The organism is Acidobacteriota bacterium (genome assembly GCA_016713675.1).
Classification (GTDB): Bacteria; Acidobacteriota; Blastocatellia; order Pyrinomonadales; family Pyrinomonadaceae; genus OLB17.
Map to the genome: position 1 here is coordinate 1,283,216 of JADJOS010000001.1, position 26,934 is coordinate 1,310,149.

Annotated in this window: 24 protein-coding genes and 1 pseudogene; 14 read left to right on the top strand and 11 right to left on the bottom strand. The window is 51.2% G+C overall.

What is annotated here, in order from left to right:
- Positions 1 to 10: 10 nt before the first annotated feature.
- From IPK01_05845 to IPK01_05875, 7 genes are read right to left on the bottom strand one after another with little or no spacing between them, the layout of a single operon-like run.
- Positions 11 to 841 (bottom strand): MBL fold metallo-hydrolase, encoded by an 831-nt coding sequence (locus tag IPK01_05845; protein ID MBK7933013.1) that lies wholly within the window; start codon positions 839 to 841, stop codon positions 11 to 13.
- Positions 842 to 857: 16 nt separating this feature from the next.
- Positions 858 to 1,640 carry an SDR family oxidoreductase gene (locus tag IPK01_05850; GenBank protein ID MBK7933014.1) on the bottom strand — a complete coding sequence of 261 codons (783 nt, stop codon included), beginning with the start codon at positions 1,638 to 1,640 and terminating at the stop codon, positions 858 to 860.
- On the bottom strand, positions 1,637 to 2,152 hold the full coding sequence (locus IPK01_05855) for a hypothetical protein (protein ID MBK7933015.1): 516 nt from the start codon (positions 2,150 to 2,152) through the stop codon (positions 1,637 to 1,639). The genes IPK01_05850 and IPK01_05855 overlap by 4 nt, the downstream gene beginning before the upstream one ends.
- Before the next feature lie 4 nt (positions 2,153 to 2,156).
- On the bottom strand, positions 2,157 to 2,699 hold the full coding sequence (locus tag IPK01_05860) for a GNAT family N-acetyltransferase (GenBank protein ID MBK7933016.1): 543 nt from the start codon (positions 2,697 to 2,699) through the stop codon (positions 2,157 to 2,159).
- Positions 2,700 to 2,707: 8 nt separating this feature from the next.
- Positions 2,708 to 3,352 carry a pyridoxamine 5'-phosphate oxidase gene (gene pdxH / locus IPK01_05865; GenBank protein MBK7933017.1) on the bottom strand — a complete coding sequence of 215 codons (645 nt, stop codon included), beginning with the start codon at positions 3,350 to 3,352 and terminating at the stop codon, positions 2,708 to 2,710.
- A 5-nt stretch (positions 3,353 to 3,357) separates the two neighbouring features.
- On the bottom strand, positions 3,358 to 4,584 hold the full coding sequence (locus IPK01_05870; protein ID MBK7933018.1) for a DUF1015 domain-containing protein: 1,227 nt from the start codon (positions 4,582 to 4,584) through the stop codon (positions 3,358 to 3,360).
- Positions 4,585 to 4,601: 17 nt separating this feature from the next.
- Positions 4,602 to 5,111: a hypothetical protein gene (locus IPK01_05875; protein MBK7933019.1), complete on the bottom strand. Its 510-nt coding sequence runs from the start codon at positions 5,109 to 5,111 to the stop codon at positions 4,602 to 4,604.
- A gap of 71 nt (positions 5,112 to 5,182) precedes the next feature.
- Between IPK01_05875 and IPK01_05880 the strand changes: the two genes are divergently transcribed.
- The 6 genes from IPK01_05880 to IPK01_05905 all read left to right on the top strand — a co-directional run bounded on the left by IPK01_05880 (position 5,183) and on the right by IPK01_05905 (position 15,254).
- A complete protein-coding gene (locus IPK01_05880) occupies positions 5,183 to 5,470 on the top strand; it encodes a 4a-hydroxytetrahydrobiopterin dehydratase (GenBank protein ID MBK7933020.1) in 288 nt (95 codons plus the stop codon).
- A gap of 1,021 nt (positions 5,471 to 6,491) precedes the next feature.
- Positions 6,492 to 7,610: a VCBS repeat-containing protein gene (locus IPK01_05885; GenBank protein ID MBK7933021.1), complete on the top strand. Its 1,119-nt coding sequence runs from the start codon at positions 6,492 to 6,494 to the stop codon at positions 7,608 to 7,610.
- Between the two features lie 236 nt (positions 7,611 to 7,846).
- Positions 7,847 to 10,537, top strand: coding sequence for a hypothetical protein (locus tag IPK01_05890; protein MBK7933022.1), 2,691 nt, complete (start codon positions 7,847 to 7,849; stop codon positions 10,535 to 10,537).
- Positions 10,538 to 10,550: 13 nt separating this feature from the next.
- Positions 10,551 to 13,715, top strand: a complete 3,165-nt coding sequence (locus tag IPK01_05895) for a hypothetical protein (protein ID MBK7933023.1) — start codon at positions 10,551 to 10,553, stop codon at positions 13,713 to 13,715.
- Between the two features lie 20 nt (positions 13,716 to 13,735).
- On the top strand, positions 13,736 to 14,218 hold the full coding sequence (locus IPK01_05900) for a hypothetical protein (protein ID MBK7933024.1): 483 nt from the start codon (positions 13,736 to 13,738) through the stop codon (positions 14,216 to 14,218).
- Positions 14,219 to 14,723: 505 nt separating this feature from the next.
- Positions 14,724 to 15,254 carry a hypothetical protein gene (locus IPK01_05905; GenBank protein ID MBK7933025.1) on the top strand — a complete coding sequence of 177 codons (531 nt, stop codon included), beginning with the start codon at positions 14,724 to 14,726 and terminating at the stop codon, positions 15,252 to 15,254.
- 449 nt (positions 15,255 to 15,703) lie between these two features.
- On the opposite strand, the gene IPK01_05910 is transcribed toward IPK01_05905, so the two are convergent.
- Both IPK01_05910 and IPK01_05915 read right to left on the bottom strand, forming a co-directional pair.
- Positions 15,704 to 16,741 (bottom strand): hypothetical protein, encoded by a 1,038-nt coding sequence (locus IPK01_05910; GenBank protein ID MBK7933026.1) that lies wholly within the window; start codon positions 16,739 to 16,741, stop codon positions 15,704 to 15,706.
- Between the two features lie 104 nt (positions 16,742 to 16,845).
- Positions 16,846 to 19,063: pseudogene (locus tag IPK01_05915) on the bottom strand (NADP-dependent isocitrate dehydrogenase).
- Between the two features lie 195 nt (positions 19,064 to 19,258).
- Between IPK01_05915 and IPK01_05920 the strand changes: the two are divergent.
- From IPK01_05920 to IPK01_05935, 4 genes are all read left to right on the top strand, one after another.
- A complete protein-coding gene (locus IPK01_05920) occupies positions 19,259 to 20,029 on the top strand; it encodes a hypothetical protein (protein ID MBK7933027.1) in 771 nt (256 codons plus the stop codon).
- A gap of 17 nt (positions 20,030 to 20,046) precedes the next feature.
- Entirely contained in the window at positions 20,047 to 20,550 is a 504-nt protein-coding gene (purE, locus tag IPK01_05925; protein MBK7933028.1) for a 5-(carboxyamino)imidazole ribonucleotide mutase, read from the top strand.
- 78 nt (positions 20,551 to 20,628) lie between these two features.
- Positions 20,629 to 21,012 (top strand): hypothetical protein, encoded by a 384-nt coding sequence (locus tag IPK01_05930; protein MBK7933029.1) that lies wholly within the window; start codon positions 20,629 to 20,631, stop codon positions 21,010 to 21,012.
- A gap of 82 nt (positions 21,013 to 21,094) precedes the next feature.
- The gene (locus IPK01_05935) at positions 21,095 to 22,234 is read left to right on the top strand and encodes a 5-(carboxyamino)imidazole ribonucleotide synthase (GenBank protein ID MBK7933030.1); all 1,140 of its coding nucleotides are present in this window, start codon (positions 21,095 to 21,097) and stop codon (positions 22,232 to 22,234) included.
- 11 nt (positions 22,235 to 22,245) lie between these two features.
- On the opposite strand, the gene IPK01_05940 is transcribed toward IPK01_05935, so the two are convergent.
- Both IPK01_05940 and crcB read right to left on the bottom strand, forming a co-directional pair.
- Complete coding sequence (locus IPK01_05940; protein ID MBK7933031.1) at positions 22,246 to 22,659, bottom strand: PepSY domain-containing protein; 414 nt, start codon at positions 22,657 to 22,659, stop codon at positions 22,246 to 22,248.
- A gap of 61 nt (positions 22,660 to 22,720) precedes the next feature.
- The gene (gene crcB, locus IPK01_05945) at positions 22,721 to 23,092 is read right to left on the bottom strand and encodes a fluoride efflux transporter CrcB (GenBank protein ID MBK7933032.1); all 372 of its coding nucleotides are present in this window, start codon (positions 23,090 to 23,092) and stop codon (positions 22,721 to 22,723) included.
- Positions 23,093 to 23,177: 85 nt separating this feature from the next.
- Between crcB and IPK01_05950 the strand changes: the two genes are divergently transcribed.
- From IPK01_05950 to IPK01_05965, 4 genes are all read left to right on the top strand, one after another.
- Positions 23,178 to 23,663, top strand: coding sequence for a GAF domain-containing protein (locus IPK01_05950; GenBank protein MBK7933033.1), 486 nt, complete (start codon positions 23,178 to 23,180; stop codon positions 23,661 to 23,663).
- 16 nt (positions 23,664 to 23,679) lie between these two features.
- Positions 23,680 to 24,738 carry a TerC family protein gene (locus tag IPK01_05955; GenBank protein ID MBK7933034.1) on the top strand — a complete coding sequence of 353 codons (1,059 nt, stop codon included), beginning with the start codon at positions 23,680 to 23,682 and terminating at the stop codon, positions 24,736 to 24,738.
- Positions 24,739 to 24,749: 11 nt separating this feature from the next.
- Complete coding sequence (locus IPK01_05960) at positions 24,750 to 25,988, top strand: FecR domain-containing protein (protein ID MBK7933035.1); 1,239 nt, start codon at positions 24,750 to 24,752, stop codon at positions 25,986 to 25,988.
- Positions 25,989 to 26,066: 78 nt separating this feature from the next.
- Entirely contained in the window at positions 26,067 to 26,933 is an 867-nt protein-coding gene (locus IPK01_05965) for a cation transporter (protein ID MBK7933036.1), read from the top strand.
- Position 26,934: the final 1 nt, after the last annotated feature.

The window sequence follows — 26,934 nt, forward strand, 5'->3', positions numbered from 1 at the left end:
GTTCTGTATTTCAGAATTCGATCCAATCGGTCGGCTGCTTGGGGTGCGAGAGCGTGATCTTTGTTTCGGCCTTGAAAAGCGGTGCACGCATTTGAAGGGCAGTTTCCGCAGTGAGACGGGCGAGGTGCGGGTCATTTGCCCTCTGCGAAAGATGGGCAAGGACGATGTGCCTGGCGGAGCCGTCAAATTCGCTCTGCAGCCAATCTGAAAGGTCTTCGTTCGAGAGATGGCCGGTTCGGGACATTATCCGCTGCTTCAGATCCCAAGTGTAAACCGAGCAGGCTCTGAGCATATCGCGGCTGTGATTTGATTCGACCACTATCGCATCACAGCCATTTAGCTTTTCCTTTATCAGATCAGTGATGTGGCCAAAATCCATCAGTGTCGCCACCTTCACGCCGTCTTTGTTGGCGACAAACCCGAAGTTATCAGCCGCATCATGCGGCACGCTGAACGGTTCAAAATCGATGTCACCGATGCGAAACTCGCGGGTCGATTCGATCTCGACAGTTTTATCTTTGAGTGCGACCTGTCGCTTTGATGATTCGCTGTCGCCGTTCTGCCCGCCGGCTTTTGTCGCGTAATAGGAATCCGCCGTCGGCCGTGAGATAAATACCGGGCAACTTACCGACGCCATCAACACACGCAGACCGCCGGCATGATCGCCGTGTTCGTGGGTGATCAGCACGCCGTCAAGTTCGTTATGATCGACCCCGACCTCGCCAAGACGGCGCAATATCTCGCGCGAACTCATCCCTGCATCGACCAGTACGTTCGTACGTTCGGATGAGATCAGTACCGCGTTTCCGGTCGAGCCGCTGCCAAGGACGGTAAATTTCATAGCGCTGAAAACCGACTTAATCCTTCTGATACTTCGGCCGCAGTGCTTTCGACATTGCCCGTGACGAAATTTTGTGCGGAACGTGTGCTCCAAGCATTGAGCCAACCTGATTAGCAAAACCGGAAACGACTTTCATCTTACCTTTCTTTAGTCCGCGCAATGCCGAATCGACGACCTGCTCGACAGTTTGTTGTCCCTTCACCTGTATCGGACGGTCGATATTGGACGCAGCGAAGAAGTTGGTCTTTGTCGAGCCGGGACACAGTGCCATTACACGGATTCCAAGCGGCCGGTTCTCCTCAGCGATCGCCTCAGAAAAGGAGGACACAAACGCCTTGGTGGCGGCATAGGTCGCCATGAACGGGATCGGCTGAAATCCGGCTGCGGATGAAACATTGATGATCGTGCCATGACCACGCTCCCGCATAGGGCCAATGAATCGATGTGTCATCGCGACCAGCGAACGGACATTGAGATCGATCATTTCAAGTTCGCGTTTGCCGTCGAGCGTCGCGAAATCGCCGACCGAGCCAAATCCTGCGTTGTTGATCAGCCAATCGACCTCAAATGCATGACGGACCATTTCTTCGAACAGCTGTACGTCCGCATCCCGTTCGGTCAGGTCGAGCACGACATAATGTGCTGTGATCTTGTGCTTCAGCATTAACTCGTCGCACAGCTCGTGAAGCGCCTTTTCACTGCGGGCGACAAGTACCAGATCGTGTCCGTCGGCTGCGAGCCTTCGGGCAAACGCTTCGCCGATGCCGCTTGATGCACCGGTGATCAGGGTTACTTTCATACTTCTTCGTCGTTCGTGATAAATGAAAAATAGATCGCCGAGATACCAGCTATGATTATAGTAAATGTTCCGACGAAGCGGATGACTTTTGCTACACCTTTTGTCGATTCGAGAAGTCCGGTCGCGGTCAGCAGATAGTTCCAATCATGGAAACTGCCTTCGCTGCCTGTAAAACCGCTGGTAAGCACTAACTGCATCACGATAGCGTCTGATGCATATACCCAAACGTTCAATATACTCTGTCCGACCCAAAGCATCACGATCGCCATCGAATAGAACTGCCGACGCCATGCAAAATACCCGGCAAATACAAGCGGAAAGATCACCTGAAAAAGCGAACCGCCCGCGATCATCATGAATTCGCCGAACGGCCGAAACAGTAGATGGCCGGTCTCATGTATCGGCAGATCGACATTGTCGAGAAAACTGCCCTGCATCGGATCCCAGGCTATCCATAAAAAATAGAAGCTCAGCAACACGGCAAATATCAGTTTCGGAGCATTTGGCCGCATAGTCTTATCCGAGGCGGATCGAAATATCGTGGTGTTTGGGCTTTAGAAATTCGTCACGCGTTATCGCATAGAATAGGCAGTCCATACCGTAGTGCTCATCCGACCGTTCGTAGTGCATCCCGCATTTTTCCATGATCCGCCATGAACCCACGTTATCAGGATGGCAGACCGCCACAATACGTTCGAGGCCGGCAGTTTCAAATCCGTATTTCAGCCACGCAAATGCGCACTCGTAACCAAATCCCTGCCGCCAATATTTTTCTGCCAAATTGTACCCGACCTCGATCTCGCCTGATTCTTCGAGCGGCTGCAGGCCGCTGGTCCCGATCTTTTCACCCGTGGATCTGAGCGTCATCGTGCTGAAGCCGAAGCCGAATCTTTCATGACAATCGAGATAGAACGGCAAACGCTTTGCCAAAGCCTCGGCGTTTTGCATTTCAGGCCCGCCCATATACCGGTTGACCGCATCAGGCACGCGCAGCTCGATCAGCCACGGCAGATCTTCCGGCTCAAGTTTTTTGATGATGAGGCGTTCTGTTTCGAACATAGGTTAAATTATGGAGATAGCCGTGAGATATCCCACGCATCGCCATTTCGCTCGTAACAAATGCGGTCATGAAGACGGCTCGGTCGACCTTGCCAGAATTCGATTCGATCGGGAACAAGTCTGAAGCCGCCCCAATGCGGAGGCCTTGGGACATGGCCGATCGCGTATTTTACCAGCAGTTTCGCGGCCTTTGTCATAATGACCGTTCGGGAGTCGATCTTTTCGCTTTGGTCCGATGCCCAAGCTCCGACGCGGCTTGTCAGCGGCCGGGAATCAAAATATTCGTCTGAGTCCTCAGGCGAAACCTTGCTCGTTCGGCCGCTGATATTAACCTGTCTCTCGAGTTCGGGCCAAAAGAAATTGATCGCAGCAAAAGGGTTTTCTCCCAATTGTCTGCCTTTTCGGCTGTTGTAATTTGTAAAGAAGACAAAACCATCGGCATCGAAACCTTTCAGCAGAACAACACGCGACGATGGCCGGTTGTCAGACCCAACCGTTGAGAGTGTCATCGCTGTCGGTTCGTTGACCTCGGCGGCGAGGGCCTCGTTCATCCACGTTTCGAATTGCGAAAATGGGTCGGCAGCGGCCTTTTTCCGCGAAAGCTCCTCGCGCGAATATTCCTGACGTATGTCTGCGAGCTTAGTCTTGTCCATTAAAGTCAGATCTGGTGGATCAGCAAGCCGTCTTTCAGTTTCGGTTCGAACCACGTCGATTTTGGCGGCATGATCTCGTTCATATCCGAAACGGCGAACAGGTCGTCCATCGTGGTCGGGAACATCGAAAACGCAACGGCATAGTCGCCCGAATCGACCATTTTTTCAAGTTCCGATGTGCCGCGTCCGCCGCCGACAAAGCTGATGCGAGTATCGGTCCGCGGGTCGCCGATGCCTAATACAGGCGTCAGCACGAATTGCTGCAGAATGCTCACATCCAAACGCTCGATCGGATCAGGTTCGCGAAAATACTGAACGTTGAACGTCAATTTGTACCACCGACCGCCGAAATACATACACGTCTCTCCGCGTTCGGCCGGCGCTTTTTCACTTGTTTCGGCGACGATAAAGTTTTCACCAAGTTTCGCAAAGAATTCGTCGGCCGATAGGCCGTTAATGTCATGGACGACACGGTTGTACGCCAGAATACGCAGATCTTCTGCCGGAAAGATACCGGCCATCACGAAATTATATTCCTCGCTGCCGGTGTGGTTCGGGTTGTTCTTACGAGAGAGTTCACGAGCCAGTTTCGCACTTTCAGCCCGGTGATGTCCGTCGGCGATGTATATCTCAGGTACCTCGGCAAAAGCCGAGGTCCACTGAGCGGTATCAGTAATTCGCCAGATCGTCTGCTGTACACCGGCGGAACAAACGAAATCGTAAAGCGGCTCCTGTTTAATGGCTTCAGCGATCAAACCACGGATCTTGTCTGTATTGCGAAACGCCAGAAAGATCAATCCGGTCTGAGCTCCGACGGCGAGGATGTGTGATGTGCGGTCCTCGACCTTGTCGGGCCGCGTCTTCTCGTGCTTTTTGATCGTGCCGCTTTCGTATTCATCGACCGAACAGCACGCGACAATACCCGTCTGAAACTGCCCGTTCGAACCAAGGCGATAGATATAGATCGCATCTTCATTATCGGCGACCAGGATGCCGTCGCGAATGAACCCGTCGAGATTTTGCCGGGCACGCTCGTTCGCGGTTTCATGCGAAATAGCCTCACCCTCCGGGAATTCGCCCTCGGCACGCGTTACACGAAGAAAACTGAGCGGGTTTTCAGCGACAAGTTCTCGCACCTCCGAGTCGTAAATGACGTCATACGGTACACAAGCAACCTTGCTGGATTTGTCGGCTTGCGGCCGCAGAGCCTTAAATGGTTTTATTACGGACACTAAATTCTCCTTGAATATCAGAAACTGGGCGTCGGTTGCGGCACCGGCGGCGATTGGCCCGGCACGTGTGTACTTCCATTGATCAACTCTTCGAACTTTCGGTTTTGGTCCTCGACCTCTTGCTGGATCTGATTCGCTGCTCCGGCATTGTCGATCTTCCAGGCACCTTCCTCGAAAACAAACGGCACTTTCTGCCACGATCCGCCAGCCGTTTTAACTTCGATCGTTGCCCTTTCGCCGTTTATTTTTTCGTCCCGAAAAACGACCTCACGATCTTTTTCATTGAAGAGTGTCTGGCGTTTCACGATATCATCGACCGTCGAACCGTTCGCCTTTGCCTCACGCTCGTGCATCTTGATCGTTTCGCCTGAAAGAAGCAGCTTCATTGTCGTCGTATCCTTGGCCTTGATGGCCTTGATATACGTCATGAAAGTTTCCTTGGGGGTCGCGGGCTTTTTGTCACTACCGCAACCCGAAAGCGACACTGCTATTAACAAAAGGAACAGAATTCTTGACCAATTACGCATTTTACAGATACCTTTAACCCAGCACTCAAAACCTTAAGTATAGCGTAAAAACAGGGAGCAAAAAACGCCAAATGCAAACGAATCGGATTATTTTGACTGACAGTGAGTTGGAGTCAGCTTTAAGCGGAATGGACGGCTGGACGGTGGACGGAAAGTGCCTGAAGCGGCGATGGCCGTTCGATGATTTTGCCAAGGCTCTCGATTTCGTCAACCGCGTCGGAGCGGTTGCCGAAGAGGCTGATCATCATCCGGACATCACTTTTGGCTGGGGTTATGCTGAGATCCTGCTTACGACACACGATCGCGGCGGTATCACGGATGTCGATATTGCTCTCGCAGCGAAGATCGACCTTATCTGAAGGCGCCGTCGATCGTGCAGCGGAAAGGCGCGTTTTTGGAGAAGGGTTGAGGTGTATTCTTCATCCGAAAACCAGATCGTGGTAGGTGTGACAACTTAGACGATCCGCAGTCTGGAGATGATCGTTGTTGCGCAATACAAAAAACGTGTTTTAGAGTGTCGAAAAGGGACTTTTGATAGATTTGGTTTAAATTGTGGTACGTACCACAATTTGGATCAAAAACGCCTGTTTTATTGGGTTGTAGAGCTTGAAAAAACGCAGTTTGCAGCTTCGGGGCGATCTGCGAAGTACACGAAAGGGCGTCAATTCGGGCGTCGAAACAGGTGTCGACGACGGAGGTTTTTCAGGCCCATTTCGACACCTCAAATTTCGCGATTCGTGAAAAGCCGTTATCGAGGCCGAAAAATGCGTTTGCGAAGATCTCGACGAACTCGAACATTTCGAACAAGGATATTACCGCGATCACGTCGTCGCCGAGGCATTGAATTTACGGGCCGCCGCGACAAAACGCCTACGATCCCGACGAATACGATCAATTTGAACAGAGATATCCGGAAGATCACGCTTTTTCACATAATCTAGGTGTGTATTTGCAACGAGACCCCCGTCTTCTAACCATATAAAAATACAAGAACCAAACTATCGGTTTTTAGGTAGACCCAACATCCCGAAAAAATTCAGCTCACCGGACTCGTATACCCGTATCAAGAAATCTGGTACGGTCCCGCTTGTATTGCGTTTCAAACGTCACTCCATTTTTTTTTGCTATTTGCTCAATGTTAAAAAAACTGTTGACCTGCAAAAGCTTTACATGGTAACGTCTTTTCCATTAATACTTGACAGTCACAGGCCACCTCCACAGCGACGATGTCGTTGAAATACTCACTAGGTCTGCGTCTGCAAATGAAGAAGGCGAGGGCCGGACTTCCCGAATCGAAATTTCCTCACGCGAAATTCCACTTTCGACAGCCTCGGCGAAACGCATAACCAAAACAACTAAACCAAACTGAGGAGCACCCCCATGTCTCTGAACACCACCGCAAGCCCCGGACGGCGTAAAAAGCTGTTGATCGGGTTGTCTGCGTTTGCCGTAATCACGATGATCGTGCTCGGCGTTTTTGCTAGGAACGGCTGGCTGCCGCGTACCGATGCGATGACCGGAAAAAGGACCGGTTGGTTCGGGTCCGAACCACCTGCGGTAGCGGGTGGTTCAACACAACCTGAAAGTGCGTCAATTCCACCATCCGCGACTCCGCAATTGAGCAAGGAATATATCTACGCAGGCTCACGGCTGCTCGCTGTCGAGGATGCAAATGCGAATGCGGCTCCGCCCGCTGATCTCGCCGTTTGGCGGCCGTCGAGCGGTGTTTGGTGGGTGATGGGACCGGGCGGAAGCGTTCAGGCTTCGTACGGTTGGGGAACTGGCGGAGACAAACCGGTTCAGGGCGATTATGACGGAGACAGTAAGACCGACTTTGCAGTCTATCGCCCGTCGACCGGGACCTGGTGGGTTACGAAATCGTCCGACAACACATATTATTCGGTCACTCTGGGCAATTCGACAGATGAACCGGTCGCGGCCGATTTCGACGGCGACGGCAAGACGGATATCGCTGTTTGGCGGTCTTCGGACGGAACTTGGTATATCGTTCAAAGCTCGACATCGACTACGATCTATCCGGTATACGGATCCCAAGGCGACACACCGGCACCTGCCGATTTTGACGGTGACGGCAAGGCCGACCTCGCCGTCTGGCGCGACTCAAACCATACATTCTACTCGGTAAACAGCTCAAACAGCTCGTACCTGCAAATATCCTACGGAGCGACCGGCGATAAACCCGTCATTGCCGATTACGACGGCGACGGCAAAGCCGACCATGCCGTTTGGCGTTCGTCGAACGGCAACTGGTACATCCGCAAGAGCAGCAACGCTTCGTCACTGCAAATGCAATACGGCGTCAGCGGTGACGTCCCCGTCCAAAACGATTACGACGGCGACGGCAAATGCGACATGGCCATCTGGCGCCCCGCCACATCCGCCGTCTGGTACATCTACCAAAGCTCAAATGCCCAAACCCGCACCGAATACTGGGGCACCACCGACGACATCCCGGTCCCGGTCTTCTACAGGCGGTAGTGCCGAGATCGATCCAGCTGAGATATGTCTGAAAAATAGAAGATCTTTAAGCGAGAGTGAATATGCAACAGGGAAATAAAATGATCGGATTCTTAGGACGTGCAATCTCAAAGATCGTGCCCATCGCTGGAATAATGATCTTAGTCTTCTTTTGCGTGGAAAGCGGTACCGCACAAATTGGTAACGGATCATCAACGCCACAAAGCAAAGACACGGGTAATAATCGAGACCAAAGTTTGAAGAGTCTTGCCCGTGTCAATCCGTCCACGTTGGCGATGGAATTTGATCTATCGTTGATGAACTACACCGGCCGAAATGGCAATTCTTTGCCGGTCGGTCTTAGATATTCATCAAAACTTTGGCGAATGGAGTCGGGTTTGCAATGGTGGTACTGGGAAAACACCCAACCAAAATATGTAACCGATATTTACGCCCGCTTTGCAGAGCGAAGTGCCTCGGGCTGGACAAGCAGTCTCGTGCCACCAAGGATAGAGGACGATCCGGTCCAGCTTTATACTCAGGAGGGGCTGCCATGGTCGCCCAACATTATTGATGTAGCCGGATTGGATACCAGTTGGCAGAATACACTTCATGGCTTTTCTGCGAATCTTCTGGAACCATGTGGAACATATTGCAATCATTGGGTGTACAACTGCCCGGGCGGCGGATATTTCTGTACTTTGGCCGAAGCTACGATCTCTTGTTCTAATTACGTCACAAATTACTGTAACGATGGGCCAGTTTTCCCTGACCCTCCACCCATCGTTAATCTCTTTTACATTAAGCGGTTGCAGGTAGCAATGCCTGACGGTTCGATGCGCGAATTTCGGGCGAGTGATACTCAGCAAAGTTGTGGAACAAATCAAGCGGTGTGTGAACCTGACCTGGACGGGGTTTACTTAGCCGTCGACGGATCAGGCTTGAAATTGGACAGAGGCGGAAGCGGCAGCACACTTTACATGCCCAACGGCAGTCGATACGTGTTTCCGGTCGGCAATGGCGGTGAAGGGACGTTTGCAACCGAATTTCTTGACCCGGATGGGAATAGGATGTCCTTCGAACGAATCGTTGCGGACGGCATGCCTACCACAAAATGGACAGACTCGTTGGGGCGACAAATCGTCGATGCAATACCCCATAATTGGTTATCTCAGACACAAACCGCGGAGACAAGGATAGTTGAAATGCCCGGACTAGGTGATGGTAAACAGACCTACAAACTGAAATGGGACAATCTAAAACCGATCGGATGCGAAGATCTCGAAAACCAACCGGAATGCACAAACGACTCAAGGCAAGTTGGCGCCTTGGAGGACCTAAACGAGAAGCTATATTACGAAACCCCCTATTTTTGTCGAGGGAGCGTCTCGGATACGGATCCCGAATATCCGAATGATGTTTTATTTCCTGAACCAGAAAGCGGAATTCGACTTTGCAACAGTTTTGGCGTTCTTCGGGATCTGCAGGGACAGCCGATTTTAGATGAAAACAATCTGGCTCAACCTGTGTCATCGCGTTTCAACCCAGTTGTTTTATCAGAGGTTGAGCTGCCGAACGGCAAGAAATATGTTTTCAAATATAACCGTTACGGCGAAGTTACAAAGATAGTCTATCCGGCGGGCAGTTATGAGACCTTTGAGTATCATAAAATTACTCCTCTAAATGGCGGAAATTCCGCTGCGTATGACCAAACCAATCGCGGAGTTAAAGAACGACGACTGTTTGACGCGGACAATGCTTTGCAACAGAGATGGCAATATTTTGCCGTTCTCGGAAAGATCACAACGATTGCTCCGAAAGGCGATGATGCTCTCGGCGACGGAATAAGAACTGAGAGAGCCGTATATTCCCAATGGTCGGATGGTGGCAATTTTGGTTTTAGCAGCCCGACGGTTGGAATGCCCTTGGATGAAAAGACGTTTGATGAAAACAACAACCTAATCTCACGTACGCTAAACGAATTTATTACGAAAGATCACAGCATTGCGAGTCGGGACCCACGAGTTAAGCGGACGGTCTCGATTGCAATTGAAAACGGGCAAGCGTTAGCGACGCTGAGTGAGAAGGAATACGATGAGACCGGGAGCTCGGACGCAGAGCATTTCTCGCATTTGAATGCAAAAAGGTCGAAGTCTCATCATTTTCGGCACATTCCGTTAAGCCTTGCCCATACGGGAACACTTCAGCAGATCGCGTCATATTTCAATAGCTCGACCGTGGCAACCCTCAGCGAGACCGATTATCTATATGACGCCGATTACAAGGCACGGGGAATACCCAGTTTGCCTATCGAGAGCCGTTCACTAAATCCGGCCGACAACTCGCTTCTGGCAAAAACACAGACGAAGTATGACAACCTAGTACCAAGTATCGTGACGGGCTATCCCCAAGGTTATACAACGGAAAACTACGGATTATCCAATTTCGACTGCGGGCTGATTGCCGCGAATAAATGCTGGATCGATCCAAATACTCCTTACCGCGGTCGGCCGACGACATCGAGAGTGTGGGACAGCGACAACAACACCTGGATCGAAACTCACACCCGTTATGACATATTTGGAAATGCGGTCGCGGCACGGGACGCGGCTGGGAACGAGACCTTAACACTTTTCGAAGATACCACGTCCAAACCGTATCGATACGCGTATCCAACCCGTGTCGATATTTCAGCGCCGGACCCGACAAATACGCACGGAACAGACCAAGGTTCGTTTTCCACGTCAACCTATGATCTCATGACTGGATTGCCGCTAACTGCGACCGATGAGTTTGGACAGACAACAGCGACCGAGTATACCGATCCGTTACTTAGGCCCACGCGTGCTTATGCCGTCAACTTTACCGCTCCCGAATCGCAGACAATTTATGATGACGACGCTCGGACGGTAAAAGTGCAAGCAGATCGACTCGACGAACTGGTATGATGCCACGACCTATATGGACACGCTTGGGCGTACCGTCAAAACGGTCGCAAAGGACTCGCAGGGCGATGTTATCGTTAAGACGAAATACGATTCGCTCGGGCGTGTCCAGATGGTATCGAACCCTTATCGACAGGGCGAAACGGAACTGTGGAGCTTGATCGAATACGATTCGGCCGGTCGCACCAAACAATCGCGGGAACCGGTCGCAGGCCAAAACCCATCTAGCCCTACAGGAAACATACTTGGCACCACGACATACGACATTTCGACCGCTCCGGGATATATCGGCACTGTCGTAATGACGACTGACGCCGCCCTTAAGAAATCGCGTTCGATCACAAACGCCCTCGGCCAGCTGATCGTTGTCGAGGAACCTGACCATACCGGCAACCTCCCCGCGTTGCCCCAACCAACACCCGTGCCCACGCCATCACCAAATCCCTCACCATATCCTTCGCCAACGCCGCACGGGCAGTGTATCTCTCCCGTATGCCCCGAAAACTTCTCCGGCGGCGAGTATCCATCATACGCAACCTTTTACGATTACAATGCCCAAGGCAAAATGGTAAAGGTCACGCAGGGCGTCCAATCCCGGTATTTCAAATACGATTCGTTAGGAAGGCTCATCCGTGTCCGTCAGCCCGAGCAGGAGATCAATGCTACTCTTGATCTGGCCGACCCCTACAACACATCTGGCCAGTGGACCGCCGGATTTGCGTACGACACGCTTGGCAATGTTGTCCGAGCCACTGACGCCAACGGCGTAAACATCATCAATGAATATGACAAGGCTGGTCGCGTCATCCGCCGCTGCTACACCAAACCGACCATAAATACGTCTGCGACGAATTGTGCAAGCGTCGCGGGCAACGACCTCAGCACCGACACGCCGTCGGTCAGTTACTTCTACGACGGCATCGACCACGTACCGCAGCAAACACCGTATAATTTCGCAAAGGGGAAACTGACTAAGGTCACCTCGTCCGTCTCGGAGACGCGAAATGAGTTGTTCGACAACTTTGGCCGCGTCACCCGATCGTCTCAGACCACCGACGGAAATACTTACACCTCAAAATATACCTACAACTTCGCTGGAGCCTTGATAGAGGAAGAATACCCAAGCGGTAGAAAGGTTAAGAATGAATTCGAGGCCGATGGCGATCTTGCGAGCGTCACGAGTCGAAAGACGGCGAATGGTGTTTACACGCCGTATGTTTCCAACTTCTCTTACACGGCCTCGGGCGGGATCAGTCAGATGAAGCTCGGAAATGGGCGTTGGGAGACCGCGAAATTCAATACGCGGATGCAGGTGACGGAACTTGGGCTTGGAACGAACGTCGCCGACGCGAATCTTTGGAAGACGAACTACGAATACGGCGAACTGGATTCGAATGGTACTACGGACCCTGCCAAGAACACCGGAAACATCGCGAAGCAGATACTAACAGTGCCGGGCACGAATTTCATTCAGGCTTACAAATACGACTCGCTGTATCGCATTACCGAGGCCAAAGAGACGACCGGTACGAACACAACCCCTAACTGGATTCAGAATTGGGGCTATGACCGCTATGGCAATCGAACCGGTTTTTCACAGAATATTGCCGGGAATACGGCGGCTTCGAACCCCGCGATCGATCAGAATACCAACCGATTTACTAATCTCACCGATTTCGCCTATGACAAGAATGGGAACATCACGCGAGATCTTTCGCCGAACAGTCAGTTGCGCACGTTTGTATTCAACGGAGACAACAAGCAGACAGAGGTAAAGGACGCAACCGGAACGACTGTTGGGCAATACTACTATGACGGCGAAGGCAAGAGGGTAAAGAAATATATTCTGTCGACGGGTGAAACGACGATATTTGTTTACTCGTCAGGGAAGCTGGTTGCGGAGTATTCGACGGTTGTCGCCCCTGCCTCGGTTTCGAAGGTTGCCTACACGACAACCGATCATTTGGGAAGCCCGCGTGTTATAACGGACGCTTTGGGTCAGGTCTCTTCGCGGCGTGATTTTATGCCGTTTGGCGAAGACCTGAACGTCGGCGTCGGCAATCGCACCGGCGACGCGGGCCTCAAGTACTCGATGCCCGGCGACAACGTGCGCCAAAAATTCACCGGCTACCAAAAAGACGACGAAACCCAACTAGACTTCGCCGAAGCAAGAATGTACGAAAACCGCTACGGCCGCTTCACCGCCGTAGATCCGCTGCTGGCGTCCGGCAAATCAGCGAATCCGCAGACCTTTAATCGGTTTATCTACGTAGGCAATAATCCGATTGCGATTACGGATCCGTCCGGCCTTGAATGGGGGCGAAAGCGGAATACCAGTGAGGGGGCAAAATTTGATTATTATTACCAATGGTTTGAAGGCAAACCAGGTGAAGGGTGGGAAGCAGTAGATTTCGGAGGCTTTGGCAACAACTATCTCCAAATCAATGGTATGTACGAAGGGGATAACCATATCGGCACGGTGTACCTAAATCGATTTTCGGGTGGCTACCTAACGCAAGCACAATACGGCGGACGCATGGCTTTTGCGATGTTTACTCAAAATGCTTTCGGACATGCCAACGACTTCATGCTCGGGCACGGTAAGGGCCTCTACAATTTTGCTGCGGGAACACTCAATTCACCGGTTACAATGCCAATATTGCCATTCGCGACTCCATTTGCAGATACAAGCATTGGGGGTATATTTGGAATCAAGCCACCAGTTCCTACCTTGGAGTATTATGGAGCTTTGCAGAATGGTCTTGGTTACGGGACTCAGGGCACGCTTACGATCGCGTCCCTTGTACGAGGCGTTACAGGTTTGCGTGCCGGATCATCGGCTAACCTACCTACTTTGGTGATCGACCACAAGAAATACCCACAGTTGGCTGAAAACATTTGGCACGCTCAACAGGCTGGCCATTCTCGGATTCTTACTTGGGGTGGAAATTCGAGCATAAATCGGTCAGCTGCAACAAAAGGAATTCCGGAAGGAATCCTGTCCGTAGACGAATACCCTTTTGCGGGTACTTTGGAAGGTGGCAAAGGAGCGTGGCTTGGACATATTGCGGGTCTTCAGAATTCAGCTCAAGGCGGACTGATTACGCAATTCCGGCTTGCGAACAACATTAAAGCCGGAGATAGATTCAACGTTTGTGTTATAAATTTCAATGGTTGCTAAACCTAGTGGAGGTGAATTAATTGTTGATATCTAGTTTCCAAATATACTTTTCGTACAGTCAGTTCGTAATCTTTGATGAAGCGTCGAAAAACGTCGGTCTGGATTGGAGTGATAGACATTTTAGTCAAGGCTTCGCAAGAACCGACTCAGCGGTGAGTTTCCGGACTTTATTTCAATTCGGCTCGGCAGATGTCAAGATTTTCTATGCTGTCTTCAAACGCCAAGGCGACGAAGAAAGAGTGATATCCGTTCCGTTCCATTCTATGTCAGAGCATGCTTGTCTCTTCGCACCTGAAGAAGATGAGCCTTTAAGGTTTGATATTGAGCCTGGCGATTACTTGTTAACGTCGGCCCAGGTCCCGTGTGGCGATGAGGAATCGCTGTTGATACGTTTGTATTTTGAAAAGGTTTATCTACCGGCTAAGAAAAGTGCAATAGTCGTGAAAGACGTACAGCTAACCCCTCAGTATCCATTATTAGAGACAGCAAGGGTGGCTGAATAGAGAGGTATTCAGCTAACTGGTCGGAAGTTCGATAACTTAGTTTGAGAACGCTACCCTGTGGGATCATGCCTTCAGCGACGGTTGTGACTTATCGACGGTCAGTCTAAAAAATAGAGGCAGATACTTTAAATTATGACCACTGGGTTAGAAGATTACGATTTCTAGAGAAAGAAATTGAGAAATGGGAAGATCAACAGCAGAGAAAAGAAGCTGACGTATTTGTGAAAGTTTATTCGGTTCATGCGCTAAAACAAGACTGGAACATTATCAGCTTCGATGATCTAGAAAGGTCTTACGGTGGAGCTGAAGTGGCTAAAAAGCTAGTCGGCATCCTGAATGGCTATTCATACGATACCTGATTGCAGACTTTCCAATGATAGATTTTTTTCGGAACATCTTTCCATCGAGACTCGATAATCGGTCATGCCATTTCTTGATCATCTGCCTGGCCAAAATGCCTCAGGAGACCTATGGCCTTTACAAGGAACAATTGGAGGCAGGGATTGTGAGGTTTATTGGTAATTCGGAGGTTGACCATCCGGCTTTTAAGAATTACGTAAATTTCACTTACAATCCAAAAGTTTCCGTTAGGTTTCAGAATATGAATGAGCGGTTCTGGCGAGTAACTGGAATCAAGGTCAAAGATCAAAAGCGTTTAGAAGATGCCGTGGTTTCGATCTTCTTCAGCTACGGTCTTATCTGTGGATATTCATATGACACGAATAGAGAATTTAGTCCAGATGCCGCAACGATCGATGTGTCATCTGTTACTCGGGAATTTCTCGATTCGCCCGATACCGTGGTAAGAACTCTTCTGTCCGATGACGATCAACGGCTCATTAATTGGTCAGATGTCTTCGAGGTCGAGGTGAATGGAAAAGAATTCTTTCACCTGCGAGATATAGGTGACGGTGACTTTATCGGAATTGATGGGGATGGGCTGATCTATGAAATCCACCACGACCCGTTAGAGGTCATCGGCGTTGAAGGAAATCTCGGCGAGGTTTTTGCACGGTTTTCCGAACGCATGAATTAGAATGCACCGTTTCCAACCGTTCACATTTGCGGAAATCTAGACGACGAGGCATAGCCATCGCCGCTCTGCCATATGGCGAAGCCGGGGCGAAGGGAGAATTGAGGGTTGAGAATTGAAAATTGGAGCGACGGTAAGCAGTTAGCAGTAATCAGAAAGAAGAAAGGCACAGAGCTGTACAGCTTTACGCCTTTTGACTCTTAAGCCGGAAAATACGCCGCTACTTTCTGACGTTGGAAGATACGCCCTTACTGCCGTGCGGGCTTCTGCCTCGGAGCCTAACCGACGAATATTTTGTCGTCTACGTAAACGCGGTCGATCTGTTTGGGGGCGGAGGCGAAGAGGACCTCGAGGCCTTTTTTGACGCCGGCCATGACGGCGGCGATCTCGCGGGCCGGGACGACGATCTTGTTTCTAATTGTTACCGGCCAGATCCAGGATTTCGTTCAATTTTATTTTTGGGCGGCACATGGGGTGGGCAGGTCTTTGCGGAGGGCGATGATCGAGCCGCCGTATCGTTTTGCTGTTTGATCGTAGACCTGCAGGACCGTCGCGGTGCCGTATTGGCATTTGGCTCCAGACTGATACTGAAAAACACCCGTTACCGACCGATACTGCCGCTGGCTGGTCGGTTGGTCGCTGTACTCGAGCCAATTGTCGCCGGCAAAATACACCCTTGTCGCAGCGATCTTCTCAAGTGCGAGGCGTTCGCTGATCGCAATGAGCAGTTCGCTATCGTCGAACGAGCCTGCGATCGGCAGTTTGGTCTCGTCGAGGGTATCGCGAAGTGCCATTGACTCGAACGTCTTGACCATCTTCGGGTACTTTGTAAATCCGCGAGTGAAGTCGCAAACGAAAGCGGCCTTGGCGAGATAATCGGTAAATCCGCGTGGAATCGCGACGGAATTGGTGATCCTGAGTTCGTTGCTCCAACGGCCCGGCTTGCTTGCGGCGACATTCTTGATGAATATCGCGAGGGCCTTGTTGGCGCCGGCCTTTCCGGGAGACAGGCTCATCTTTAGTTCGGTCAGGCCGAGCTCTTCTTTCTTGAATTCCAGTATCGAATGGCTCTTTGCCATCACGTCGCCCTCGGGGCCGTATTCGACGAACAACAAAAAGCGTTCGCCCATTTCACCCTGCAGCCGATAGACATATTGCTCGAGTTTGCCGTTGAACTTAACATAGAGCCACAGATCGTCGCCATCCGTTATCTCTTTTGTAATGTTAGATTTAGCCTCGGCAAAGGTCTTATATTCGAGCTTGGTCAGGGCCATCTGAACGTCGACGTTCATCACCGCCTTTTTTGGTTCGACGGCCTCTTTGTTCGAGCCCGGATCGGCAGCCCTGAGTTCGGCCTCGGTGCGTTCGACCTGTTCGGTCTTTTCACGCACCTTTTCATCGAGCGTTTTCCCCTGTGCCTGACGGATCTGAGCCTGCGACGCGGACGCCAACGCAAACAAAATAATGGATAAGAGAGCGAGTTTTTTCACAATAATTACTACACGAACCATAGGCACAAAAGTTTCGGTACGTTTTGGTTTTGATGCACGGGCTCCGAAATAGATGTCAAGAATATGGTTACTCGTAATTTGTCCTATATCGCGTCCACAATTCCGTTAAGCGTAGCCGAAGGCCGCATTGCGGCGTAGGCTTTTTCCGTGTTTGGATGATAATAGCCGCCGACGTCCTGCGGTTTTCTCTGGGCGCCGATCAGTTCTTCGTTGATCTTGGCTTCGTTTTCCTGCATTGCACGGGCCACGGGAGCGAATTTCGCGGCGATCTCGGCATCGACGGTCTGAGCGGCTAGTGCCTCGGCCCAGTACATCGCTAGATGGAAATGCGAGCCGCGGTTATCGATCTGCCCGACCTTTCTTGCCGGAGACTTGTCGGTGTCTAAAAACTTCGCATTTGCCGCGTCAAGAGCATCGGCCAGTATCTGGGCTTTTTTGTTATTTTGGGTTTGAGCTAAATGCTCAAAGCTCGCCTGCAAGGCAAGAAATTCACCAAGCGAATCCCAACGCAGATAGCCTTCTTTCAGGAATTGTTCTACATGTTTCGGAGCACTGCCGCCGGCTCCGGTCTCGAACAAACCGCCGCCATTCATGAGCGGAACGATCGAGAGCATTTTTGCCGACGTCCCGAGCTCGAGGATCGGGAACATGTCGGTCAGATAATCGCGCAAAACATTGCCCGAAACTGAGATCGTGTCCTTGCCTTCTCTCGCACGTTTCAGCGTCTCAAGTACCGCGTCTTTGACGTCCATGATCTTGATATCAAGGCCGGTCAGGTCGTGATCTTTCAGGTATCGTTCAACTTTCTTGATGATCTGCGCGTCGTGTGCGCGGTCGCTATCGAGCCAGAAGATAGCAGGCGTTTCCGAGAGTCTTGCTCGGTTTACAGCAAGTTTTACCCAATCGCGGATCGGTGCGTCTTTGGCCTGACACATCCGAAAAATATCGCCGTTTCCGACACTCTGCTCGAGCAGAACACTGCCATTTTCGTCCTCGACCTTGACCGTGCCTTCGCCCGAGATCTGGAAGGTCTTGTCGTGCGAACCGTATTCCTCAGCCTTTTGCGCCATCAGGCCGACGTTAGGAACCGAACCGAAAGTCCGCGGGTCGATCGCTCCGTTCTGCTTCATGTCGTCGATTATCGCAGCGTAAAAACCAGCGTAGGTTCGGTCGGGGATCATGCAGACGGTGTCTTGTTCATTGCCGTCCTTGTCCCACATCTTGCCGCCGCCTCGGACTAGCGAAGCCATCGATGCATCGACGATCACGTCCGAGGAAACGTGAAAATTAGTGATGCCTTTGTCCGAATTGACCATCGCAAGTCGGGGGCCATTCTCGATCGTCTTTTCGATGTCGGCCTTGATATCGGCTTCGCGCGGATGGCCGGCGATCTTTTCGAAAAGCGTTGCCAGGCCGTAATTCGGATTGACGTCCAATTCGATGAACACGTCCTTGTATTTTTCAAAAACGTCTTTGAAATAGGTCTCGACGATCGCCCCGAAAATGATCGGGTCCGAGATCTTCATCATCGTCGCTTTTAGGTGTGCGGAAAGAAGAACGTCTTTTGCTTTGGCTTCGTTGATCGCCTCGCCGACATACGATCGCAGGGCGGACAGGTCCATTACGGACGAATCGATCACTTCGCCTGCCTTCAGCGGCGAGAGGTCTTTCAGCACCTTCTGAGAACCGTCATTTCCGTAGAAAACGATGCGGAATTGGCCTTCACTTTCAACTGTGGTCGAATTTTCTGTTCCGTAAAAGTCTCCGCCGTTCATGTGTGCTACCGAAGTTTTCGAATCCGAAGCCCAAACGCCCATTCTATGGGGATTTGCCTTCGCATAATTCTTGACCGCTTTCGGCCCGGCGGTCAGAATTTCCTTCTCGAAGCACAGGATTTACGGCGCTTCCCAACACTTTTGCGTACTTTTTGTTGATGGCCGCTTCTTCGTCGGTTTTGGGTTCGACGGGATAGTTCGGAACCGCGTAGCCCTGTTTCTGGAGCTCGGTGATCGCCTCTTCGAGCTGCGGAACGGACGCTGATACGTTCGGCAGTTTTATGATGTTAGCTTCAGGTTTCCCCGCAAGTTCGCCTAACGCTGCGAGGGCGTCAGGGACCTTTTGCTCGTCGGTCAGGTATTCAGGAAAGTTGGCCAAAATTCTGCCTGAGAGCGAGATATCGGGGATCTCGATATCGATATCCGCGGATCGCGTAAATGCCTTGACGATCGGTAAAAAAGAAAACGTCGCCAGCATCGGCGCTTCGTCGGTCAATGTGTAATAGATCTTTGATTTTTCTGTCATTATTTTGCTGCTAATATTCAGGTTAATATGGTTCTAGTTTAATTTGCTTTGAGTAAAAGGTAAATCTGGCTTTAAAATATTGCTTTGAGCGAGTCGTCGAAGCTGTCTTGTGAAACCAGTTCGCTGTTTTACATTTTCGAATGCAGAAGCGCTTTCTGATTTTTTCGTGAAATGAAATTGTGTTACCTATATATTATGAAAATACAACCACACATTGGACGCATGGTTTTAGGGGTCTTGAGCTTGTTTCTACTGGCCGGCATGCAAGACGTAAAGGCGCAGGGTTTTCCGACTGACAGCCGAACGATGATCGACGCGAAGGCCGCTATCAAGACTGCGACGGTCGAGAAAGCGACGTTTACGAGCGGCTGGAAGCTCGAACAAGAGAGCGGCTTTCTTTTTAACAATCTGGCGAAGCGGGCAATCGAAATGGTTGTCAAGGATAACGGTACCGGCGAAAAGCGCAGTTTTGAAGGGCTCGCGATCTACAAACGGTCAACGGCTTCGTCTCCGTGGACATTCAGCCGATTCTTCACCTATTCGAATTCGATCAAGATGCTCGGTGGCAAAGAGGATACGGAAAAATTCAAGCAGATGACGCTCGACGGGATGAAGGCAGATCCCGCGGGATGGTTTGGCGATACGAGCGGAATTTTCTGGATATATCCGATCGAGGTTGTGCCGGGCAGCTATCGCAAGGAATCTGACCGCTCGATGGGCTGGGAAGTAAGATTTGATATGGAATTGCGTTGGGACTACAAATTCCTGGTCACCCGCAGCCAGACGTTAAAGATAGACGCCTACCTCGGCCAGGATGGCAAAACATGGACGCTGGATCCGGGAAATGGAGGGCAAAAAGAAGTGAAACGGCAGGAAATGAAACCGTCTGACCTCGACGCGATGCCAAACCTCAGCAAAAAGGGTTTCACGGCTCTCTACGGAGAAAAGCCGGCGGGAGCAAAATAGCCGTCGGTCCTAATCAAATGGCAAAAACAAAGGACCAGAGCCCTTTGGTATCTATTATCATGGGCAGCAAATCGGACTGGCCGACGATGGAGGTTGCCTCGACGACGCTGGCCAAATTCGGCGTCGAGCATGAGACCAAGATCGTGTCAGCCCACCGCACGCCCGATCTGCTTTTCGAATTTGCTAAGAGTGCCGAAGAACGAGGTATCGAGGTCATCATCGCCGGTGCCGGCGGTGCGGCTCATCTGCCGGGAATGTGTGCGTCGCAAACGGTGCTGCCCGTACTTGGAGTTCCGGTCGAAAGCAAAGCACTTAAGGGCCTTGATTCCCTATTGTCGATCGCTCAAATGCCTGCGGGTGTTCCGGTCGGGACGCTTGCGATCGGCCAGCCCGGAGCAAAAAATGCGGCGTTGCTCGCGATCGCGATCCTCGCGAATTCGCGGCCCGAGCTGCGTAAGAAACTTGCCGCGTTCAGGTCCAAGCAAACCAAGGCCGTCTTGAACGACAAACTTCCAAAATAGCCCGCGTTAAAACTTGTTGAAACTACAGTTCGTTTTGTCCTAAAATAGTGTCTGGAGTCTCTCGCCAAGCAGTTCACCATGTCACGAGCAAAATGTACACAATGCGGGCTTGTTAACTCGATCGCCGACGAAGCGTGCCGCCGCTGCGGCGTAGATCTCTACGGCGCATCGCCAGCGGCAAGCAAGGCAAAGCCAAAGGCCGAGATCAACATTCCATTCAGTAAACTCGCGATCGCCGCGGCAGTCGTTTTTGGCATTTACTACTACACGAGCATGCCGGCGACACCGGTGCCCGTGCCCCAGGCCGGGCCGAAACCGCAACTAACTCTTTCACTTCGCGAAGAGCAGCAACAGCGCCAAACAGGCGCGTACAAAACCGCGATCCAGGACAACCCAAGTTTCAAAGCCTCAGACAAACGCCTGGCCGAAGCTCAGAAACTGATGTCTCCACCGACCAAATAGAACCGTCAGCCTATTTCAATTGTCTCGAATTCATATCATGCCAAAGTTGCGTTAATCTATTGCTTCAATAGAGATCGCATTCGTGATAAAAACTATTCGTCCAAATTCAACTATCGGTGTATTCGGCAGCGGGCAGCTCGGGCGGATGTTTGCCATCGAGGCACGAAAGATGGGCTATCGCGTGCATACATTTTCGCCGGAGAGCGATACGCCGACCGGACAGGTCGCGGATGTCGAGACCGTCGCATCGTATGACGATCTCTATGAGGTCAGGACGTTTGCCCAGAGCGTGGATGTCGTGACGTTCGAGTTTGAAAATGTGCCGTCTGCGTGTGTTGAGGCGGCGGCTGAATTTGTCGATGTTTTTCCAAAGGGCGAGATACTGCACACGACGCAAAACCGTCTGCGTGAAAAGACATTTCTTTCAAATAATAGATTTCCGGTCACGCCCTTTCGACACATAACAACTATCGAAGATCTGAGAACGGCTGTTAATGAACTCGGTACGCCGTGCGTGCTGAAGACAGCCGGGTTTGGTTACGACGGAAAGGGCCAGAGCAAGATAAAGACGGTAGATGATATCGACACTGCATTTGCCGCCCTAAAAGGAAACGACGCCGTTCTTGAGGCTTTTGTTGATTTTGAAAAGGAAGTTTCGGTAGTCTGTGCCCGTGGCCAAAACGGCAATTTTGCGCATTATGGCGTTATCGAAAACGAACACGCCAACCACATTCTCGACGTTTCATTTGCACCGGCTCTGGTGTCCGAATCTTTGTTTAACCAAGCGATCGAGATCGCCCGCAGCGTGGCGGAAACGCTCGATTATGTCGGAACGCTTTGCGTGGAATTCTTTCTGACGAAGGACGGAAGGCTGCTCATAAACGAGCTTGCACCGCGAACTCATAATTCCGGCCATCTGACATTTGACGCCTGCATTACATCTCAGTTCGAACAGCAGCTGCGTGCGGTGTGCGGCCTGCCACTTGGCTCGACGGAATATTTGCGGCCGGCTGCGATGGTAAATTTGCTCGGCGAAGTTTGGCAAAACGGCGAACCGAATTGGTCTGCCGCCCTGGATCTGCCGAATGTGAAAATTCACCTTTACGGAAAGGCCGAACCGCGTGCCGGCCGCAAAATGGGCCACATTACCGCACTAGCTGACACCGCCGAAGATGCCGTCAAATGTGCCCTCTTGGCGAGGACAGCACTCACGTCCGGATAAGTATTTGGCGATCAGTCATCGAGCTCGACCTTAATGACCTTTGCTGATCCGGCATCTATATAGACCTCGTAGACATCGCCGCTGCTCTTTCGAATATAAAACTCATAGACCGAACGGCCGCGTTCATTCTCGAATTCTTCTTTCAGGATCTCGCCGGGCACAGCCTTCACTGCGACATTCCTTGCTTGTTCAATAGTAATACTGCCTGATGATCGGCGGGAATTGCCATTGGAATTTGAATTCTCGGTGGAATTTGAGTTCGCAGCGTTCGAGTCGTCATCCCGCCCGCCCCGCTTCTTCCTTTTGTTGTCGTTGTGCAGATCGCGGTCGTTTGAGAGGTCTTCCGACGTGCGCGCATTTAGAACTGCAGACGTCGAACCGATAAGAAATACCACGAGCAAAAATATACGGAACATTGTCTTCATGTTTGTTACCTCGACTGACAGTGTCGAAAGCAATCACAAAAAGACATTCATTTGAACGCGCTCAGAATCTTTTTGCCGTTTCGACTCCGGCGATCACACCGATGAATCCGACAACGACACTGAGGATCAGATAGATCAATGCGGAAATAAAATAGCGTTCGCGAACCAGGCCGAATATCTCGATCTCGAACGTCGAGAAAGTGGTGAATGCCCCGAGAAACCCAACGATGATCGCCATTCGCAGATTGTCCGAGACCTCGATCTTATCTGCCAGCAGGATCATAAAAAACCCGATAAGGAATGAGCCCGAAATATTGATGAGGAAAGTCGGAAATGGAAACTTCTCGAATACATTTGCTGCCGGAGATATATTGACCAGATGACGGGCCACGGCGCCAAAGGCACCGCCGATCGCCACGGACAATATCTTCATTCCAGTTTCCATTCACGGAATTATACATTTTCCGATGCGGTAATTCATTTGCTCAGTATCAACGTTCAAAGTAAACTCAAGGTTTATGGCTGAATCGATCGCATTTTCGCGGGCCGCGGACAGGGCGACCATTTATAGTGAGATCGCTCCGCAGATCGAGGCTCTCGTTGCAGGCGAAACGGATCTGATCGCCAATCTCGCGAATATATCGGCCGTGCTCAAGGAAGCTTTTGGTTTTTTCTGGATCGGCTTTTATATGAAAAAAGGCGATCAACTCGTACTCGGCCCGTTTCAAGGGCCGTTGGCGTGCACACGGATCGATTTGGACAAGGGTGTGTGCGGCCACGCATATACAACGCGTCAAACCGTGATAGTTCCGAACGTTGATGAGTTTCCCGGCCACATCGCCTGTGCATCGGCATCAAGGTCTGAGATCGTTTTACCGATATTTGGACAAGACGGCAGCGTATTTGGAGTTCTTGATGTTGATAGCGATAGACTCGACGATTTCTCGACGGTCGACGCCGACGGTTTGGAAAAGATCAAAAAGATCGTAGAGAGAATTATTTAGGTCGATCGAATTTCTTATGACACCTGTTGAGCATCCGTATTGGGTCTGGATATTGTTTTTCGCTGTTGTGCTGACCGCGCTGTTTGTCGACATCGGTATCGTCAACCGCAAGTCTCACGCGCCGACCCGAAAAGAAACGATCACGTGGAGTATCGTTTGGGTCTCGTTGGCTCTCCTTTTTAATGTGTTCGTCTACTTTCAAGTAGGCAATCATACCGGCGATTGGACCTTGGCCCTTTCGCAGGCAAAGCTCTTCCTCACGGGCTACTTGATCGAGCTTTCGTTGTCGGTCGACAACTTGTTTGTCTTCTTGTTGATCTTTACCTTCTTCAAGGTTCCGAAGAAATACCAACATCGAGTTTTGTTCTGGGGCATCATGGGCGCGCTTTTCATGCGAATGATCATGATCTTTGCCGGTGCCGAACTCGTCGAGAATTTTCATTGGATCATTTATATTTTTGGAGCATTCCTGATCTATACGGGCCTGAAGATGTTCAAGGATACCGATGAAATGTTTGAGCCGCACGAGAGCCTAATGGTTCGGCTTGCGACGAAATATATCCGGATCTCCAAGCATTACGACGGCGAAAAGTTCTTTACTATAACGGACGGCGTCCGAACGGGCACACTGCTGCTGCTTGTACTTATCGTTGTCGAATTTACCGACCTGGTATTTGCCGTTGACTCGATCCCGGCCATATTTGGAATTACTACAGACAGATTTATCATCTACACCTCGAATATTTTTGCGATACTTGGACTTAGGACATTTTTCTTCCTATTGGCGGATATGGCCAATCGCTTTCATTATCTCAAATATGGTCTGGCGTTTGTGTTGACATTTATCGGAGTGAAAATGCTCTTGCCGCTTTTCGCCCATCTCGTGGTGATGGTAATTGGCGGCGATGGCAGTTCAGCAATATCAACCTTTTTGACCAGGTACGAAAATAAAGAATTCGACCATATTGTCATAAACATCTCCCTTGCGACGGTTGCCGGAGCTTTAATGCTGTCGATCATTCTATCCCTGATCTTTCCGCCGGCCGCAGATCTGGAAAAAGCTGATGGGAAATAGGTCCAATTTAGATGGACGATAACAAATACCGCAAATTTTACGTTGATTGGTGGAACATCCGCAGGAGTACTATCTACGGGCTTATCGCATTGGGTCTGTTCGGCGGTCTGATCATTTATGGGAGCTGGTATGCATCTAAGAACAACTGGTTTCTTGCGGCCGATTCGATAGATATTCCCAAAGACGCGGCAAGGATCGTTTCCTTCGAAGGTGAGGTTCGCATAACGCGGGCGGCAACCAGAGAGACGATCATTGTAACGAAGGAAACCTATGTGACCGCCGGTGATACGATCCAGACTCAAGCCGACGGACGGGCGGTTATTCAAATGATCGATGGTTCGGTATATTCGGTTCGGCCGAACAGCACCGTCGTGGTCCGCGACACCACTTCGCTTTTTGGAGGCAAGAATGTCCGCGTCCGCGTTGATGACGGGCAGCTTAATGTCCGTACCGAAGATCAACCCGCAGATTCCAAAAACATTGTCGAATTAGGAGAAAGCGAAAATCAGCTGCAGGCGAAAACCGACGCCAGTTTCAGCACTTCCGGTCCGGACGGCGGCGAGATACGTATTAGCCGCGGCGGCGTCGAAACAACACTTGGCGGCGAGAAAACCCTCATCGGCGAGAACGAATTCGCCACTGTAAATGGTTCAAAGCTCTCCGCACGGGAACGTCTGCTTGCCCCGCCGCGGCTCGGTTCCCCGGCGAACTCAGAGCAGATCGTTGACAGTTCGGGTGGTGGAGTGACAGTTAATTTCAGCTGGCAGGACCCAGATGGGAATCCGGCTGCCAGCTTCTATTTACAGATCTCTAAATCATCGACGTTCGTTCCGGATTCGATCATGGTAGACCGTAGCGGTATGACGTCCCGCGATTTCAAATTGGCAGGGCTCTCGCCGGGAGCATACTACTGGCGGGTGAAAGCCACCGCTCGATCGGGCCAAACGACGAATTGGAGCGACCCGTCGAGATTCAACGTTGTCAAAAGCGGCGGGAATGTCGCAATTGATGCGAGCGAATGGAAGGTGGAAGGGATGGGCGGCGGAATTTACCTCATTAGCGGCCGAACTACTCCCGGTATGATCGTCCGGGCCGCCGAGCGCGAAACATTCGCCGGGTCCGATGGTTCGTTCAAGCTGCAGATATCCTCACCGTCAACCGAGCTCGCGGTGGAGATCGGTGACGACCGCGGAAATCGGAGCGGTTTTGTGTTGTCGCTCCGAAGCGGCAATATGCTCCGGCGTTATTAGTTCTTCTCGGAGGCGGCTATCGGATCGGGGCTTCAACATAGTAACAGCAGAAACGGACGACTGACGATCGCCCTCGCGTTGACGTTCACTTACATGATCGTCGAAGGCATCGGCGGTTGGCTGACGAATTCGCTTGCGTTGATCGCCGACGCCGGCCACATGTTGACGGACGTCGCGGCGATGACATTGACGCTTGCCTCATTTTGGTTCGCGTTGCGACCGGCAACAGCACGCAAAACTTTCGGCTATTACCGCTTAGAGATACTTGCCGCATTTATCAATGGGGTTGCTCTCGTATTGCTGTCCCTATGGGTGGTCTATGAGGCGTTTCAACGCTTCCGATCGCCTTCTGCGGTTAACGGTTCCGATCTTGTTTTGATCGCGGCCGGCGGCCTCGTGGTCAACGTCGTTGCGGCATATCTGCTTCACGCCGACCACAAACATGACCTCAATATGCGGGGAGCATTCCTCCATGTTGTCGGTGACCTCCTCGGATCGGTGGCGGCAATTATTGCCGGCGTGCTGATCTTAGTATTTGGCTGGCTTTGGGCCGATGCCGTGTGCAGTATTGCGATCAGCCTGATCATTATGTACAGTGCCTGGCGTCTTGTCGCCGAATCCGTAAACGTTTTGCTCGAAGGCACGCCTCGACACATTGACCTCGCGACGGTGGAAAGCACCATACGACAGATCCACGGCGTCGGCGGTGTTCATGATCTGCATGTCTGGACGATATCGTCGGGCATCGAGGCATTGTCCGCTCACATTAGCCATGACGACTCCGTGGCTCATTCAGATCTGCTTGCAGCGGTTCGCGAACGTCTCCACGAGAGTTTTGGGATCGACCACCTTACCATCCAAATGGAAACAATGAGCCGTGAAACCGAAGCCGTTTACATCTGTGAAACAGGGACAAGATGTTTCAAACCGGCCGAACAAACATAGA